This window comes from Lentzea sp. NPDC102401 (genome assembly GCF_044765805.1).
GTDB lineage: Bacteria > Actinomycetota > Actinomycetes > Mycobacteriales > Pseudonocardiaceae > Lentzea > Lentzea sokolovensis.
In genome coordinates, this window is the sequence record NZ_JBIWKS010000014.1 from 278,746 (window position 1) to 294,986 (window position 16,241).

At 63.1% G+C, this 16,241-nt stretch carries 14 protein-coding genes and 1 pseudogene; 4 read left to right on the plus strand and 11 right to left on the minus strand.

The features are described from left to right. Positions 1 to 99 precede the first annotated feature (99 nt). Positions 100 to 2,298, plus strand: a complete 2,199-nt coding sequence (locus ACIRG5_RS38835) for a helix-turn-helix domain-containing protein (RefSeq protein WP_402914540.1) — start codon at positions 100 to 102, stop codon at positions 2,296 to 2,298. A 31-nt stretch (positions 2,299 to 2,329) separates the two neighbouring features. Here ACIRG5_RS38835 and ACIRG5_RS38840 read toward each other — a convergent pair. Next, a pseudogene (locus tag ACIRG5_RS38840) lies at positions 2,330 to 2,715 on the minus strand (ATP-binding protein). On the opposite strand from ACIRG5_RS38840, the gene ACIRG5_RS38845 reads away from it, so the two are divergent. Further along, complete coding sequence (locus ACIRG5_RS38845) at positions 2,635 to 2,877, plus strand: hypothetical protein (protein ID WP_402914590.1); 243 nt, start codon at positions 2,635 to 2,637, stop codon at positions 2,875 to 2,877. The pseudogene ACIRG5_RS38840 and the gene ACIRG5_RS38845 sit on opposite strands and share 81 nt — an antisense overlap. Here the strand turns inward: ACIRG5_RS38845 and ACIRG5_RS38850 are convergent. Beyond that, a complete protein-coding gene (locus ACIRG5_RS38850; protein WP_402914542.1) occupies positions 2,874 to 3,995 on the minus strand; it encodes a hypothetical protein in 1,122 nt (373 codons plus the stop codon). The genes ACIRG5_RS38845 and ACIRG5_RS38850 overlap by 4 nt on opposite strands. Positions 3,996 to 4,363: 368 nt before the next feature. Between ACIRG5_RS38850 and ACIRG5_RS38855 the strand changes: the two genes are divergently transcribed. Then, the gene (locus ACIRG5_RS38855; RefSeq protein ID WP_402914544.1) at positions 4,364 to 5,617 is read left to right on the plus strand and encodes a hypothetical protein; all 1,254 of its coding nucleotides are present in this window, start codon (positions 4,364 to 4,366) and stop codon (positions 5,615 to 5,617) included. A gap of 35 nt (positions 5,618 to 5,652) precedes the next feature. On the opposite strand, the gene ACIRG5_RS38860 is transcribed toward ACIRG5_RS38855, so the two are convergent. Next, on the minus strand, positions 5,653 to 5,850 hold the full coding sequence (locus tag ACIRG5_RS38860; RefSeq protein ID WP_402914546.1) for a hypothetical protein: 198 nt from the start codon (positions 5,848 to 5,850) through the stop codon (positions 5,653 to 5,655). A 433-nt stretch (positions 5,851 to 6,283) separates the two neighbouring features. On the opposite strand from ACIRG5_RS38860, the gene ACIRG5_RS38865 reads away from it, so the two are divergent. Further along, entirely contained in the window at positions 6,284 to 6,655 is a 372-nt protein-coding gene (locus ACIRG5_RS38865; RefSeq protein WP_402914548.1) for a DUF6355 family natural product biosynthesis protein, read from the plus strand. Positions 6,656 to 6,784: 129 nt separating this feature from the next. Here ACIRG5_RS38865 and fxlM read toward each other — a convergent pair whose 3' ends face one another. The 8 genes from fxlM to ACIRG5_RS38905 all read right to left on the minus strand — a co-directional run bounded on the left by fxlM (position 6,785) and on the right by ACIRG5_RS38905 (position 15,956). After that, complete coding sequence (fxlM, locus tag ACIRG5_RS38870) at positions 6,785 to 7,978, minus strand: methyltransferase, FxLD system (protein ID WP_402914551.1); 1,194 nt, start codon at positions 7,976 to 7,978, stop codon at positions 6,785 to 6,787. A gap of 71 nt (positions 7,979 to 8,049) precedes the next feature. Then, positions 8,050 to 9,237, minus strand: coding sequence for a lanthionine synthetase C family protein (locus ACIRG5_RS38875; RefSeq protein ID WP_402914554.1), 1,188 nt, complete (start codon positions 9,235 to 9,237; stop codon positions 8,050 to 8,052). Then, positions 9,234 to 12,311, minus strand: a complete 3,078-nt coding sequence (locus ACIRG5_RS38880) for a lantibiotic dehydratase (RefSeq protein ID WP_402914556.1) — start codon at positions 12,309 to 12,311, stop codon at positions 9,234 to 9,236. Before ACIRG5_RS38880 ends, ACIRG5_RS38875 begins: the two co-directional genes overlap by 4 nt. Before the next feature lie 70 nt (positions 12,312 to 12,381). Then, complete coding sequence (locus ACIRG5_RS38885; RefSeq protein WP_402914559.1) at positions 12,382 to 12,537, minus strand: FxLD family lanthipeptide; 156 nt, start codon at positions 12,535 to 12,537, stop codon at positions 12,382 to 12,384. 250 nt (positions 12,538 to 12,787) lie between these two features. After that, on the minus strand, positions 12,788 to 13,054 hold the full coding sequence (locus tag ACIRG5_RS38890; RefSeq protein WP_402914561.1) for a helix-turn-helix domain-containing protein: 267 nt from the start codon (positions 13,052 to 13,054) through the stop codon (positions 12,788 to 12,790). Between the two features lie 87 nt (positions 13,055 to 13,141). Next, complete coding sequence (locus tag ACIRG5_RS38895) at positions 13,142 to 13,516, minus strand: hypothetical protein (RefSeq protein ID WP_402914563.1); 375 nt, start codon at positions 13,514 to 13,516, stop codon at positions 13,142 to 13,144. 117 nt (positions 13,517 to 13,633) lie between these two features. Beyond that, positions 13,634 to 14,599 (minus strand): RNA polymerase sigma factor, encoded by a 966-nt coding sequence (locus tag ACIRG5_RS38900; RefSeq protein ID WP_402914566.1) that lies wholly within the window; start codon positions 14,597 to 14,599, stop codon positions 13,634 to 13,636. Between the two features lie 799 nt (positions 14,600 to 15,398). Further along, on the minus strand, positions 15,399 to 15,956 hold the full coding sequence (locus ACIRG5_RS38905) for a DUF4254 domain-containing protein (RefSeq protein WP_402914568.1): 558 nt from the start codon (positions 15,954 to 15,956) through the stop codon (positions 15,399 to 15,401). Between the last annotated feature and the right edge of the window lie 285 nt (positions 15,957 to 16,241).

Below are 16,241 nucleotides of genomic sequence, written 5' to 3' on the forward strand. Positions count from 1 at the left end.
ATTCCGTTGAACAAGAGACAGCAGAAGACACCTATCCAAACGACCGAATCACTCCAGAGTGGACATACCCAAACGAACGCAGAGACGTTCGGGCAGCGAATGCGCGCCTTGCGCACGGCGCAGAAGAAGTCCCTGGCCACACTGTACGAAGAGTCCAATGTGAGCCGGGGCTACCTCAGCAACCTTGAGCACGACCGCAGCGTGCCCAGCCCGGAGATCGCGGCGGCGATCGACAAGGCACTCGGAGCCGAAGGCCAGCTGGCGAAGCTGGCTGTGCAGATCCCCCGCGCTCGGACAACACGGGACCGCCCTCGCCCCGCTCAGCTACCTGCTGGGGTACGGGGTTTCGTGCCTCGTCCTGACGTACTCGAACGCGCGCGAGCCGCCCTGGACGTGCATCACGGAGCGATCGCTCTGGACGGTCCAGCCGGCGTGGGTAAGACCGGGTTCGCGATCACCTGGGCTCACGAGATCGCCGAGAACTTTCCGGATGGAGTGCTGTTCACCGACCTGCGCGGCTACGCCGCTGACCCGCCCGCAGACCCCGCGGTGGTGCTCGGCGCGTTCCTGCTCGCACTCGGCGCCACTCCCCCGGAGATACCCAGCGGCCTCGACGGACGGGCGGCCCTGTTCCGGACACTCTTGGAGGGCACCTGCACGCTTGTGGTGCTGGACAACGCGGCGGACGCCGAGCAGATCCGTCCGCTCCTGCCTGGATCCCCGACCTCGCTCGCCCTGATCACCAGCAGAAACCGCCTGTCCAGTGCGGTCGTGCGCGAGGGTGCGGTCCGCATCACCGTGCACCCTATGACCTGCACCGAGGCACACGAGCTGCTGCGATCAGTGGTCGGACCACGGCTCGACACCGACCCTGACGCCGCCCGGGCCATCGCTGAACGCGCCGGACGCCTGCCGCTCGCCCTCCGCATCGCTGCGGAACGCGCGTCCTTGTGGCCGCACAAGTCGCTGCGAGCACTAGCTGACGAACTCAGTCGGCGCCAGCCGCTCGATGTACTTGCTGTCGACGACTCGGCGGTGAGGACGGTCCTGTCCTACTCCCACGATGCACTGCCCACCAAGATGGCCGCCACATTTCGGTTCCTCGGGCTGCATCCCGGAGGTCCGATTCGCATCGAAGCAGCCTCAGCGCTGGCCGAGCTCCAGCCCGAGTACGCGTTGGGACACCTGTCGGCCCTTGCCAGCGTGCACCTGGTCGAACTCACTCCACAGGACCAGTTCGTGATGCACGATCTCGTCCACTCCTATGCCAAGGAACTCGCCCTCGAACGCAACTCGCAGGAGATCAACGTCGCCGCGCTTCAGCGGCTCATCTACTCCTACCTGAGCACCGGAGCCGCAGCGACCGCACTCCTCTGGCCCTCGCGTCCTCGACGTCCTCTCGACCTGCCTGACCACAAGTTGACAACGTTGACATTCCGACACCGCCGCGACGCAATCTGCTGGTTCGAAGACGAGCTGCAGCTACTCGTTCGACTCGTCCACTGCGGTGCGCAGTGGAACATCACCACCGTGGCGTACCTGCCGGTCGTCATCAACGAGATGATCTTCCATCGCAGGGCTTGGTCGTGGTGGGTTCCTGCGGTGCGGGATGCGCTCGCAATGGCACGACAAGGACATCACCGGGACGCTGAGGCATGGCTACTCGAGACACTGGCTGACGCTGGGATCGATGCAGGACAGGCGACGTCCTCGCTAAGCCTGTATCGGCAGGCCATGGAAATCCGAGCTGAGCTCGACGACTACAGCGGTATCGCGGTCGGCCATGTCGGCCTCGGACGTGCCTACTGCCAACTGGGCGACTACGACAGCGCCACCACGCACTGCGAGACCGCTCGCCAGATCAGCATCGGAGCCGGCGACCTCTGGGAGCATGCTGTCGCAACCGCGCACCTCGCAATGACCCGCGCCGTGCTCGGTGACGTCACTGAGGCACGCGATCTGCTCACCGTCGTTCGGCAAACTCTCGACGACACAGAGGACTTCGTGTCATCCGGCTGCGCGTCCAACCTTCTTGCGGGACTTGCGGAGTCAACCGGTGATCACAAGCTCGCGCTGCGACATCTCGACGACGCTCTCACCACGTTCCGCAACGTTGGGGACACCTGGAGCCAGGCCCACATCTTCAGGCGCATCGGCGACCTCCAAGCTGACTGCGGCAATCAACGCGCTGCCCATAGAGCCTGGTCTGCCGCAGCAGAGCTGCTCAACGGCAACACCGAGCCCAACGCCACACAGCTTCGCCAGCAAGTGATCAAGAGTCTTAAGGAAATACCTTAGCCGTCCCAGTGATCGCCGATGGCTATGAAGGTCAGAACCGACCGCGGCTGTCGGTCAGTTCTGACCGCAGTTGTGGATCAAGCGCATGATCAATGTCGACGAGTTTGGCCACCTTTGTCGATCTTCGGATGGTGCGGGCGCGGGTCTGTGCGAGCCTGCAGGAGTCTGAACCGGTCTCGATGATGTTGCCGCCGAAGGTGAGTCGGTCGACGATGGCGACACAGAGCCATCGGTCGGTGAAGGTCTTGGTCCAGCCGACGAACGACTCGTTGGCGGTGATCGCGACGGGGTTCCCCTCTTCTCGCTCGGTCAGGACTGGAACAGGAGTTCGGCGCCGTGGCGATCAAGTTCCATGTAGCCGAGTTCGTCGACGCAGAGAAGATCGACTCGTCCGTAACGGGCGATGGTCTTAGTCAAGACTTTGTCGTCGACGGCCTCGACCAGCTCGTTGACCAGCACGCTCGTGTCTCGCAGATCGGCACCGTCGCCGACTCCATCGACTGGTTCGATGTCGTCCTCAGTTACGCCGCGCTCAAGGGCCAGCCACCCGTCCCGAACCTCTCAGGTCAAAACACCTAATCGACGATCTCGTCCACCACCAGCAACCTGACCTCCCAGCGGGCCGACGGGGCCTCCGGCGAGTCCGGGGCCGGGAACATCCGCCGGGTCACAAGCTCACTGTGCAGCACGTAGACGTCTCGGTCATCGGTCGCTGCGGTCTGCAACTCCCACACACCGCCACCCTTCGAATCAACCGTGACAGGGACCGACGTGAGGTAGTCGACGACCACATCGGTGTAGTCGTCGTTCCAATCCGGGTTGCTGTAGATGTGCAACAGGACAGTTGTGTTGGGCTGGAAGCCGCCTACCGCGACGCGGACCTTGTCTCCGGCGACGACCGCAGTGCCCATGCCGTCAAGCGGTACCCCGGTCGGGTGGTCGAAGATTCCGATGAACTGCGGGCTGGGAGCGGGGCGCACGTCGATCGCGGTGCTCGTCGTCCGGTCGCCCTGGATCACCTTCAGCTCGTAGATACCCATCGGGTCGGAGTGCAGTCGCCTGAACGTCAGGACCTCGCTCTGATCGAGGTCCTGTGGGCTGAGGTGGTGGGTCTCGACGAGGTTCCCGGACGGGTCGCGCACCTCGAAGCGGACGTCACCGGTCGATGCGTAGCCGTAGATGCACACGTTCACCGTGTCCGGCGCGGCCATGTACGGGAGGTCGGGGCGGTAGCGCACCACGGCCGTGAGGTCGGTGAGTCCGAGGAAGCACAGGTTGCCACCGCCCTGGAAGTACGACAGCTGGGCTGCAAGGCCGGCAGGGACGGGATCGGTGCGGCTTAGCGGACTTACATAGGGCCCGCCTGCGGAGGGCGAGGCCGAGGACGTCTCGGCCCGTCCGCTCGACTCGGCCACATCACTGGTTCGTGACGGCCCGCTCGGCTGGCCCGTCTGCAGGGTCTGAGACGGGCTGCCCGGGCCCAGGGCGACCTTGGGCCAGTAGTCGCTGATGTGCCAGAGCGCGCTCGACGACACGATCTTCGGAACCGGCTTCAGGCTCGGGCCGGTCGGCGCGGGCGCCATTGACGACGACGGCAGCGCCGTGTGGGACGGACCGTTGGTCGTGGCGCGGGTAGGGATCGTCGGCGATGTCGGCGAGGCGGTCCTGCGGTCGTCCGTCGAGTCCGACCCCGTCATGATCACCAAAGGAACACCCAATGCGAGCGCGCCGATTATGGCGACCAGCGTAATATTTGTTTGTCGTCCCACAACTTTCACCTCAGCCTCGCCGCAAGGGAAGCCGAGACGTTAGCAGGCGTAATCGGGAAAGCGTGGGCGGGGTTGAGCGAGAGCCTGGCAGTGTTGTGAGAAGCTGGTTCGCAGGCATTTCGCGAGGTTGATCAAAAAAACGAATCGCAGGCAGCTGTTCAGCTTCTTTCGATGAGGAGGGGAATATCTCAACCGGATCCAGCTCTCCTGGTGGACCCGCCCCAGCTGGGCAAACAGGACTCAACGCGCGCTTCAGGCGAATCTGGGACGACACCCTGGGGCGTTGGTCGATCATCGTGGTCGCCTTCGTCCTCCTGACCGGCGCACTGGGTATCTGGGCTGATTTTCTGAGTGTTCAGTCAAAACTCCACTGTTCTCTTCAGGGAGAGATGGAAATCCCTGGTGCGTACCGGGTGGCGGTGGCGAACGTCGCGGTTCGGCGAGAAGATCGGACTTTGTCCGACGATCAGGAGAAGGTCGCTGAGCGCGTCAACGGGCTTCTCTTTGAACAGGTCAGCGCCGCTTACCGTGACCAAGGACCGAATGTCGGGGTGGGCAGACTGTGCGATCAGGCCGTGCAGGAGCATGACGGCGAACGTGAACGTGCGACGTACCTGGCGGAGGTCAAGGAGACCCTGGAAGCGGACGTCGTCGTGTCCGCGACCCTCATCCCGGAGTCGCAGCGGTTCACCGTCAAGATCGAGCTGAGCATCAGTTCGCCTGGGACATGGAACGAGGCGGCGGAGCTCGCAGCCGACCCGGTCTTCGACGAGGGCTCGATCGGAACGGCCTTGGAGGTCCAGAACAAGGCAGACGCGTCGGTCGCCGAGATGCTGGCGCCCTACCTGAATCTGCTCCGGGCTATCGCGTTCTATGCGAACCAGAACTGGAACGCCGTCACAGAAAGCCTGTCCACGGCGTTGGCGGACTCACAGGCTCCCGACAACCTCAAGACGCTCGCTCACGTGCTGACAGGCAACGCCCTGGGCCGCCTCGATCGACAGGCGGATGCGGAAGCGTCGTACAACGCGGCATTGAAGATCAACGAGGACTACGTCCGCGCCATCCTCGGACTCGCCGAGATCGACTACCAACGAGCCATTGCCCTGAACGGGACGTGCTCGAGCACGAGTTCACCGGAGTCTTCGTCCTATTTGGACGCTGCTGAAGCGAAGTACCGCAAGGTGCTGACGATGGTTCAGCGCGGCGGGTTGTATGACGCGGATGCCCGGGCGAAGTACGGCACCGGCCGCATTCACACGTGCAAGCTGATGCTGGGCGACGGCCGCGAGGCTGATCCGGCGATCAGAGACCTGCAGTACGTCACGAGGAGTTACGAGGCGAACAAGAGGAAAACCTGGATCCGGTCCGTCGCGGCAGGTGCGTACGGCGAGCTCGGCCTCGTCAGATGCTGGCAGGGCCGTTCGGACGTCGCACTCGTCGACTATGAAAAGGCCGAGGAGCTGGCTGTGGACGACAAACGTGCCGAGACATACAAACGTGCTATCCAGAGGATCAATGACAGTCCGAAGGTGTGTCCTGGACGGTAGTGGCCAGGCGAGACAGGCGATGACGAGCACCTGGATCAGACGGACTTTATGAGATACAGCCTCAGCGCCGCATCCTGCCTGGTGTCGATCACCAGCCGGGTGGTCTGCTTCCACATGTCTGCTTTCACCCGGCCAGCTGAGAGGCCCGCCTTCAGCCACGGCTTGCCGTCAGCCGGGTACACCGCGATGTGGTGGTGCTTCGACTGCAACGTGGCCGACTTCCAAGGCTCCAATGGTGGCGCTGCCCCAGTTGAACTCGAGGCTGACCTACCTGAGACGGGAGATGATGCGGGCGATGGCGACAGGGCCAGGGTGCTTCGACGTGGACTTGCCATCCGTCGAGATGAGGTAACGCAGACAGTCCACGAGATCGAGCGCGCTTGAGTGAAGCACAACCATGCTCCCACCGCAGCAACCCCCTGCGGTCAAAACTCACCGACACCGGCTTCCGATCACCACCGACGCGGTCACCGTTGCCAACAAACGGGCTCAAGTCTCGTCAACAAAGTCATCGCCGACTCAGCCGACGATGCGCGGACCGGGTCCGCGCAACCGCAGCGTCATTGTCTTCTGTCTCTTGCTCACCTGCATACAGGAGACCTCTTGTTCGTACACTGTGGACCCTCCAAGACTGAAGTGCGTCAACACTTCAGCGAAGGAGACCACGTGAACGCCAACCTCGCCCGGGCTGTCACTGCAGCCGGGATGCTCCTCGCCGCAACAGCAGTCGGCATGATCGACACCAGCAGCAACACCGCGTCTGCGATCACTCCGAGGCCCTGCGGCTTCTATCCGCTCAACCCGCCACAAGGCGAACAGACCGGCGGCTACGTTCACTGCGGCGACGGCTTCATCCTCATCAAGTTCCACTGGAGCACAGGAACCACAGGCGCATCCTGCATCCCGCCGTACAGCAGCCGCCCCTTCTTCAGGGATGGAGCCCACAAGGTCGTCAACGCCTACTACGTCACTACACGACCGAACCTCACCGGTCCCCCCGGCAACCAGATGTGTTCGACTTACCAACCGCGAGCGTGAGACCCAGGCGTACGCGGCCGAGCAATGCAGGTGGTAGTGGGCCGTCGCTAGGCAGGCGACGGCCCACTAATACCTTGTCTACGAACCGAAACCGCTTAAGACGGCGACGCGCTGGAGATCGACCCCGGATCAGTAAGCCAGCGTCAGCTTGCTCCATCGCTTAGCGATGACGTGGTCTACGCCAAGCCTCTCGTCCGGGGTGTCTGCTGGGTGCACAGTGATGACGGGTTCGGCAGTCCGGTCCTCACCCCAAGCGCGGATCTGGTCGCACAACCGCTCTACCAGTTCCACTGCTACAGGGCCGTGGCCGATCGCGCCGAGCTCCGCTCCTCCCTCACTACGTCGGTAGTGGAGGTAAGCCAAAGACTCGCCTTCGACCAAGGCCGGGCTACGACTGGGGATGATCGGCGTGCACAGCGCCTCCGCGACAGCGGTCTTGTCCGCGGCGATTCGGCAGGTTCCAGGCTCAGTCGCGGTCATCCGCAGCCAGATACCGTCAAAGGACTCCTCGCCGCCGACGATGACACCAGACCAAGCAAGCACCTTGGGCTGGCTGAGCACACCTTGCAGGCCGGCGAGGCTGATGTTCTGGTCAGAGTCCCAGTAGAGATCGACGTGCCCAGCCTCGTCGACCTTGCCGTTGACCTCGTGGTCCTGGCCGATCATGGGGACGAACCCGCAGAGATGCACTGAGTCCGAGCGCAGTGTGTCGCCATCTCGTACGAACGCAATGCTCCGCGTCTGTCCGCGCCAGCGCAGCGGCACCACAAGCCGACCACCGGGCTTGAGCTGCTCACGCCACTCAGCGGGAATGTCAAAGGCGCCGACCGTTACGACAGTTCGGTCGTAAGGCGCGTTCTCCGGTGCACCGAGCGAGCCATCCCTGGTGAGCACCTCGACGCGGGAGTAGCCGTTGGCATCGAGAGCCTTGCGAGCTTGGGCGGTGACTTCGGCATCGATGTCGACGGTCGTGACGTGGCCATCAGGTCCGGTCAATTCCGCGAGGTTGCCCGCGTTGTAGCCGGTTCCGGCACCGATCTCGCAGATCCTGTCGCCGGGTTCGATCGCGAGTTGATCGAGCTGCATGGCAACCACGACGGGTTCAGAGGCGCAGCTGAGCGGCGTACCGTCGGCGTCGCGTTTGGTGATCACCGCGATATCGGCGTAAGCCTCGTTTACGGGTGCGTGGGTGACAAAGAGGTGGCGCGGAACGGTACCCAGGACATGTTGCACGGCGGAAGAGCGGGCGTATCCGGCGTGAGTGAGGCGGTCCACCATCGCTGCACGCAGCGACTCAGGGGTGACATTGATCGTGTCGTTCATTGTTTCCTTCTGTACGAGAGGCCGGATGTTAGCGGGTTCGAGACACTTAAGATCGACTTCCTCCGATGGAGTCAGCCTGCAAGCAGCAAACTGGCATCCCATTGGGTGACGGGCACGGCATTGGTTGTCGAGGCGTGTTGTGCCAGCAGTACGCCTGCAGCGCCCGTGAGTAGACCTGGTTCGTCAGGTGTTCCGTAGAGCCGCAGGTAGGTCTGCAGGTGTGCGTCGAGGACCTGCAGCAGAGCGCTAAGGCTGTCGTCGAAGGCGTTGGCTGCTGCGCGTCTCGTGACGTGAACTAGTCCAGCCCAGCCGTGACACAGTGAGGCATCGTTGAGTAGTGCGAGCTGCCGTTGGTCTGTGACACAGCCGGCAAGCGCGCTCTCGGCTGCGCGTTGCCGAGCCTGGTCATCAAGCGCGATGGCTCCCAACTGCTGTGCGCGAGCAAGACCAGGGGTGCCGTAGCACCACGAAGGACGTTGGGGCTCGGACACTTGCGTCGCTTTGGCGTGGTACTCAGCGCGGGAGATCATGCCTGGCCACCACGCGGTTCGACCAGCACCAACCCGCCACTTATCGAGCCAGTCGAGCAGGTAACCGATCGACTCGGTTTGGCCAGGCACGGTGACACCGTGCCGGTGTGCAGTTGCCAGAAGAGCAAGCGGTCCGCTGATGCCGTGAGCGATGCCGAGGTTGGCGTGTCCCCCTGGCCAATCGCTGCTTGCGAGTCCCGTTGGGCCGTCACTGCTCCACCAGCCGGGCAACTGTTCGCCATTGGCAGTGAGCGGTTCTGTGAGGCGCACAAGGTATGCCAGAACATCCTGCAGGACGTCAGTCTGGTTGTTGAGGTGCAGGAGTACGGCGCCTAGCCCAGTGAGGCCGCTGATGAGGTCGAACTCTCGTAGTCGAGGGAGTAGCCCGCGGTCGATGCGGTCATGTGCCGCGTGCAGGCGATGAACGGTGATAGCGGTGAGGTGGTCGTCCAGCGTTCGCAAGTACTGAGCATAGGCGGGTTGCCGGGCTGAGTGCAGGGTGAATGCGATAGCAGGAGCGCCGTGGAACAGCCCTGCTGTGTCTGGGTTTGCGGTGACCTTCTGCTGTGTCATGGCGCGAACCCAGGTGCGCGCGGTGTTCCACTGTCCAGTGCCGGTGTGGACGTGCTCTAGATGCAGGAGGGTGATCCCGGCAGCACCTGACGCAAGCGATTGCCCCCAGTCCGGAGACGATGGAGGAGGCGGGGTGTGCAGGTCGACGAGGTTCATGCGCCAGTCGCCTGCTGCCTGGCGTGCCAAGCGCACGCGACCTGCCACGCCATACGCCGCCGTGCGTTCTCCGCATCGCGGTCGATTCCGATGACACGGTTGTGATGCATGTGCAGCAATGACTCCAGCACGGCGTCCAGATCTGTTCCGGCGGGTAGCCGCTCCTTGTAAGCCGACAGGGCAGCGGCGCGGTCACGCCAGGTCTCAATGAGTTGGGGAGTCCACCTGAAGCGGTCTGAAGCATCCCTCGCGGCTAGCCCGGTTGCTGTGGCGAGTGCAGCTCCGTCAGCGGGCCGTGTCCCAGCAGGTGCGGGACATGCGCGCAACCAGTCCATCGCAGCGCCGAGGTCGCCGAGGAACCCGGCCACGATGTCCACCATGCCGACCACCGCCATCACGGTGGGGTTCATGGCAAACTCGGCCGCGAGGCGTAGATAGGCTGCGACTGCCGCGGAGTCAGCGATGAACAGGTTTTCGGCCGCGTCCATCGCTCCCCCCTGCCCGTAACGACCAACCTCGGGTACATAGGTGTCGATGCTCAGTCGCGCCACAAGGTTCTCGGCGCGCAACCGCTCTGCCCAGTCACCGAGTGCAGCCATTGTGCGGGCTCGGGTACCGCTGTCGGGCGTCTCAAAACGCAGGCGGAGGTGGTCGTTCTCGTGCAGACCGCGGTAGCGCAGAAACCACCAGCGCAGCGACGAATCTATGTCGGACAGCAGCTGCGGAATCCGATCGGTGATGATCTCATTCATACGGCTTGGGTGGGTGAAGAGCTTGGCGTAGAGCCAAGTGCTGTTCGCCGAGCCAGGTATCTGTCCGTGATCACTTGTCCTTAGCACGGGGCTAAGCGCTACGAGCGGGGACGATACCGGTGTTCGAATACTGGCCAACGGGATGGCGATCTCATGGACGTGACCGCCTGCCCAGCCAAGAGCATCGGGCGCGACTACTTCGCCGAGGATGGCGTGACCATTCTTCACCACGTGGTCGTGCAGAATCTCTGCGTGCGCCGGCTCATCGAGCGTGAGGCGCAGGGAGCGGTCATCATCTCTCAGCTCGACCGTGGCGGGGCACCTCCACCGCTGTCGCCACTGCGAGAGCTCCTTGGTCCAGCGTTCATTGCGGGGACCAGCTGGGACATCTGCGATGTCAAGGCGCCAACGAGCTGCACTGAGCACAGCGCGGCCGTACCGGACACGAGGCAGAACAGGAAGTCGTTCGGCAGGCCGTCCCCAGTCGAACTTGTGCCATGCGACGCCGACGCCACGCGCGACGTGCGCAAGGAATCGAGCTAGTGGAGGCGCTTGCTTATCGAGAGCAAGCGCGTGGAACACCTGCGGCTCGATCACCTGTTGGCGGCTAAGGCTGACCAGGTGCAGGCAATCACGGCTTGCAGTCACCGCGATGTCGTCTAGCGCCAGAACCTCGGGACCGTTGCCCCCTGCTGCCGTGCAGAGGTTAACGCGATGCTCTCCCAGCGAAAGCAGGTGCGGCAGGTAGGCCGGTGTCCGGCAGGCATTCTCGCCAGTGAAGTAGAGAGGCGCGAAGGACAGCTGGACCGGCAGTGCCTTGGCTGCGGTGGTCGGGACCGCGGCGTAGACCTGCTCGAGGCAAGAACCTTCTGCGATTGTCGTGAATCGGGAAGTGAACGTGCCGGCCGCACGTGCGGGTGCGACCGTCAGGCTGTAGTCACCACGCCTCAGCGCCTCAGCGCTGGCGGCGTGTACGCGTGCAGCAACTTCGACGTGTGGTGGCATCCGTCGCGGCGTAGTCAAGTCGCCGACGGTCAGCTGATCGAGCGTGTCTTCCGTGAGCACTACCTCGTCGCTGCCATCAGTCCACGCCGTCCAGACCAGCGCTAGCAGTACCTGCTCACGGTCAGACGGCATGGAAGTCGGCGTGCTCATCACGCTGCCTGGATAGCTATGTGGGAAGCCAAGGCCTGAATCCGGGTTCACGACATCGGCAATCGGGATCAAGGTGCCGGTGCCGAATCGTTCGACGAACGCGAGGTAGTAGTCACGCCAAGCCGGTTCCCCTGTGGGCTGAGCAGACAGCCGCGCTAGTGCAGTCGCGGCATGTTCCACATCGCGCGCGACACGTTCGGGCAGTTTCATCTGCACGTCCAGGCGCACGTCGATCGCCAACGGACTGCGGCCGACCCGCGAAACCGCGCGCATGCGATCCACCAACGCAGACCTGACGGCAAGCTGTTCCACACGGCCGATCTCAGTGGCGTTGTGGAGGTCTAGATCTTTCTTGGTGAGCTCCAGCTGCGTCAAGATCGACGAAGCAAGCGGGATCTCCACCACCCCGGCCTCACGAAGGCGATCAATGACGTGCGAGAGCGGATCGACCACGGTCAACGGCGCACGAAGTGCGGTGATCAAGAAACCTTGACGCACAAGGGAATCGATCATGTCCAGGATGATCTCGGTGCTGATCTGCGGGAACAGCTCAACCAGACCAGTCACCGACACCGGTGTGCGTGCAGCCCGACGTATCGCCTGCACGGCACGAGTGTCCTGCACCGTGACAAGGTTGGAACCAACTCGGATCTCGACACGTCCAGCACGTGGTGTTGCCAGGTCACTAAATACGACATCGAGTCGCGCCAGCACTTCTCGGCACGATTCCAGCTGGCTGACGACGTCTGCCAGCCACATCGCTTCTGCGTGAGCGAAGGCGCGGTGTTCCGTTCCCCAGCACGATTCGACTGCCGCACCGCCGACAGCCACTGGAGCAACCCCGGCGAACAGGCCGAACGGTGTCTGCCGCCCCACGAGGCGTAGCAGATACCGCACCACCGAAAGAGTGATGCTCCTCAGCTGCTTGGGCGGCAAAGCGGTGCTGCCGGCCCGAAGGGTCTCAAGGTGAGCAGAGAGGCTTGAGCTCGCGTGACGGATCGCGTCAGCAAGGTCTGGTTTCTCGTATACCGCAAGCAGCCAACTCCGACACTCTTGCGGATCAGCCGGGTCAGGCCACCAATCCGGAAGATCACTAAGTGGCGCTACCGCCGCCCGCAGCAGGGCCACCCCAGAGTTCCTGTACGCCGCCTGCTTGAAAGAGTTCATCCCCAGCCTCGTTCATCGTTGGATGGGAGGGCTGGCACGGGAGACTCCCGTGCCAGCCCTCCGGGTCAGGTCAGACGTTGCTGATGCACGAGGAGGCGCACGAGGGCGGGCACCCGTCGTTGGTGGTGCAAGCCACCGGGACACCGATCACGACTTCTTCGGTGACCTGCAGGTCGAGCAGGAAGTCCTTCTCCTCCAGCACCTCGGGCATCGTGGCAATCGACATGTTGCTGTTCCTCCGTAACTTGTGCGCGTTAACGCAGGGATTCCTTAATGTGCAACGGTTGTGGCTAACGGCCACCCACCGCTACCGCCACGGCGGTGAACGAGCCTCCTGACTCGTCGCCGGACGGTCGTACAACTGCGAGCGATCGAGGGCTCGCAGAACTCGGGACGAATCTCTCAGCCGAAACCGGCCTCTCACATCCAGTGCAACCGTTTTGGCGGCTTGCCACCTAGCGCATGAACGCCGCTCTTCACCGTCGGCGTAGCGTCCGAGCAGCTACGGATGTTCCCGGCACGGACCGCTTACGGCTTCCACCACGTCCGCGGAACGTCACGCCAGCGAGGCCGAGCAACCTGTGGATGGTGCCGTAGGAGTACTCAGTCTCAGCAGCAAGCTCGCGGATGCTGGCGCCATTTTGATAACGTGCCTTCAGCTGAGCCATGAGTGTCGTGCGCTCCTGGCTGGTCAGCCTGCGTACTGGTTGCGCCGTGAGGGTGACCGACTGGCCGTTCGGCATCTGCTTCCTTTCTAATTGCTTTAGGGCAATGTGTATCTACGAGTCAGGCCTGCTGGCCCTTGACTCTGCGGAACGGCTCGTTGCTCACTAGGTCCACCACGCGGCGCCTCGGCTCGGGTATGCAGCCAAGTCGTGCGCAAGCACCGCCTTCAGGACATCATGTTCGGGTAGCAGCTCCATGCGAGCGAGCCGAGGATCGGCTATCGAGCCGGCGTGGATCCCGAGCAGCAGCTCCTGCGGGTCACGGCCGTAGAACCGCGCGATCCTGACGCTTCTGGTTAGACCGGGCATCTTGTCCCCCTGAAGCCAGCTCACGACGGTGTTCCGGCTTACTTCCATGAAGTTTGCGAAGGCCATTTCACCGGTCGACACCTGACTCTGGAGTCCCCGAAGGGTCTCGGCGTACACCGATCGATACAGGCGGTTCGATATCATTTCTTGCCTCTCCTTAACGACCTCCATGCGACAAGCCGGACACGTCAGCAGGCCTAGGCGCCGCCATTGCAGCGGAGGTCGAGGGTGACTCCCTACTTCAGCTTGACGGCTTAGCTTGCATAGCAAGGGCTTAGCTCGAGGAGCTCAGCCAGCTCTGAGCACGGTTCCCCTACGGCCAGGACGCGGACGTCCTCCTGGCAGCGACTCGTTAACCATCGCCAGCTCATCAGCGAGCGCGCGGCAGGCTTGGCACTGAAGGAAGTGTTGCTCGACTGACTTCTTTCCCCTGTTGCACAACGTCTTGCGTGTCCAACTACTCAGCTTGTCCACGGTCTGCTTGCAGCCAGGCTGAGGCCGTACCTTCTGCAGATGAGCTGCAAGGAAGGCGGTTCGAAGATCGTTGCGCGCCCGTCTGGCTCGCTGCGAAACCGCATTGCTCCCGATCTTCAACCTGGACGCGATGTCAGCTGGGGCCATGGCCAATACTTCGCTGTACCAAAGAATCTCCTGGGAGGCCTTGGGAAGCTGCTCATAAGCCAGGACGACGAGAGCACGATCCAACCTCCTTTCCAGCGCAAAGTCCTGAAAGGACTCCATCCCCATCTGCTGCTGTGCAACGCGATCGACCGGCGGGACTTCGGTCGGCAGCTCTCGCGCCTGTTGACGCCACCTAGTGCAAGCACGGTTAGCGATCGTCTTCAGCAAGTACGGGCGAAACGAGTTCCTCGGACCACCTCCAGCACGAAGGATTTCCAGCACTCGCTCAAAGCCCTCGGACACGAGCGCATCGGCGTCGGCGCCGCACCAAACGCGGCTGCGGGCATACCGAGTCGCAACGGCAACGTGCCGCTCGTACAGAGGATCGAACGCGTCCATGACTCCGGCTCGCACGAGCTCAATCAAGTCGGCGTCGCCTTGGAGCGTGTAGTCCACAGTGGCATCCATCAGATTCGCTCCCTTCTGGACGATTCCGGCATCTGAGGTACCGACCTCTGACAAGCAGCGGATAGACGCTGCCGATGTGCGTGTCCGGCATGCCGAGCGAGACGGCGATCTCCGACAACCTCGCCCCTGCTGCGTACTGGTCCGCAACGAAGAGCGCACGTTCATTTCGGTACGCCCGATAGGTCATCCACCACAAGATCAGCATTTGCTCTCGATCACGGCTCTTCCAGCAAAATCACGACCATCCGAACGCAGGTCGAGGGAGCGCGGAACCAGGGGATAACTCCGCGCTCCCTCGACCGCTTAGGAAGCCACCAGCGAGGCGACGGTCAACCGACCGGCGGCTGAGGCATGCCGTCCGGGTTCGGCTGCGGGCGGGCCGTCAGCAGCAATCAACTGGTGGGCTGTGGTCCAGACACTGCAGGGGTGGCGGCGAGGGCGGCGCCACCCCGAACACTGCGGGCAACGGCCTCGCTCATCGGGCGCGTGTTGGCTGAGCAGCGCCCGCCACGCGCTCGTCAGTCGCAGGATCTCGGTCTCGGCGAGCGCAGATCGAGACAGATCGTCCCCCTCAAGCGCCAAACGATCCAGGTAGTCCAAGCGCTCCCAGACACCAGTGGTCAGGGTCGCAGTCAGGTTCTCGTCCATCACGGACCTCCTACTCAAACCAGGCTTCGAGCCTGGGCTCCTGCCGAGATCGCGGGGTTTCGGCCTGTGAGAACAGCCGTTGATGAAGGTCGAACGGCACGAACTCGTCCAGCCGCAGCCTTGCTCCTACGATCTGCTGGGCAGCAGCATGGAATTTGGGGCACGGCCACGAATCCACGCGGCACAACGGGCATCCCCACTGCCGCCCCGCGGGCGGCAAGTGCGCCGCCAGGTCATCGAGAGCACTGACAAGCCGCCCCGCCGGACTGTCGGCGGCAACAACCACCCCGACTACCTCGCGCATCCCGTCCATGGATCACGCCGCCACGTAGAGACCGGTCGACGTCTGGTGAACCGGCAGGTGCCGTCGACCGCCGCGCAGATCGGCGATCAGGTCGTCGTAGGCGGTGCACAACTCCGTCAGCTGATCGAGCGCTGATTCAGCGCCTGGAACCGCGGCCGGGTGACCTTCGATTGAGAGCAACCGCCACCGCGTCCATGCAATGCAAAGCCGACTGATGAGCTGACCAAGCGACTCTGAGTGAAGCATCGACGTCCTGAGAGGACCAACCAAAGTCGCCGCCCAAGCGTCAATCTGCTCCATCAGCACCGCGCACCCAGCGTCTCGCGCAGCGATCGTCCTGGCCGCAGAAGCGATCATGCGGTCGTCCGCATGCAGGTTGTGAACGAGCCGATGCGCTTCAGCTCGCATCCAGTGCTCAAGGGCAAGCTTCGCCGCAGCAGCGAGTACCGGATGCCGAGCTGTGACTTCAGCCGCGTGACTGAAGGCCTTCACTACCGCCGAAGACCGAGGCAGAGCAGCCGAGGTCTCCTCAGGTGCCTGTGAGCTGGCCGTGGACATCTGATGCGACATGCCGCCCTCGCTAGGTCTCGTTTCAGTCGTGCCTGTAGGTTGCCGTATCGTCTTACTCGTATCCGAGTGTGATACCTCAAAGGTTGATAATCAACCTTTGAGGGCGCGCCCAAATGGGTGCTTCTGCGCGATACGCTGCGTAGCTGCGGCAAGATGACCTTCAGTCACACGCGCAGGAACCGCCGTCATCGGGTCTGCTGCACGGATTGGTGACATCTGAGTTGGCTTGCCGTGATGGTGAGCTGGGAGGATGTCGCTGTGCCCAAGCCTTACCCTCAGGAGTTC